This is a genomic window from Candidatus Binatia bacterium (assembly GCA_023150935.1).
Taxonomy (GTDB): Bacteria; Desulfobacterota; Binatia; order HRBIN30; family HRBIN30; genus JAKLJW01.
Genome location: JAKLJW010000135.1, coordinates 1 through 644, shown reverse-complemented (window position 1 = coordinate 644; position 644 = coordinate 1). Strand labels below are relative to the sequence as shown.

Annotated in this window: 1 protein-coding gene; it reads left to right on the top strand. The window is 71.6% G+C overall.

What is annotated here, in order from left to right:
- On the top strand, window positions 1-644 hold a 644-nt coding region (locus tag L6Q96_23365), incomplete at both ends, for an IMP dehydrogenase (protein MCK6557487.1).

The following is a 644-nucleotide window of genomic DNA, read 5'->3' as shown; positions in this document are numbered from 1 at the left end:
GTGACGCGCGAGGGCAAGGCGGTCGGGATCCTCACCAACCGTGACCTGCGCTTCCTGAAGGACGTGGACCAGGCGGTCTCGAAGGTGATGACGCCGCAGGAGAAGCTCGTCACGGTCGCGCCCGGCACCGACCTCGAGCGCGCCAAGGAGCTGCTCCACCGCCATCGGATCGAGAAGCTCCTGGTGGTGGACGAGAAGGGCGAGCTGCGCGGGCTCATCACGATCAAGGACATCGAGAAGAACGAGAAGTTCCCGAACGCCGCCAAGGACCCCTTCGGGCGCCTGCGCTGCGGCGCCGCGGTGGGGGTCGGGCCGGACCGGATGGAGCGCGCCCAGGCGCTGGTCGACGCCGGGGTGGACCTGCTCGTCGTGGACACCGCGCACGGGCACTCGCAGTCGGTGCTCGACGCGGTGACCGAGATGCGGCGCAGCTTCCCCGAGCTCCCGATCGTGGGTGGCAACGTCGCGACCGCCGAGGGCACCGAGGCCCTGATCAAGGCGGGGGCCTCGGCCGTGAAGATCGGCGTCGGCCCGGGCTCGATCTGCACGACGCGGGTCGTGACGGGGGTCGGCGTGCCGCAGCTCACCGCGGTGCTCGACGCCGCGCGCGTGGCGGCGCGCTTCGACGTGCCGGTGATCTCGGA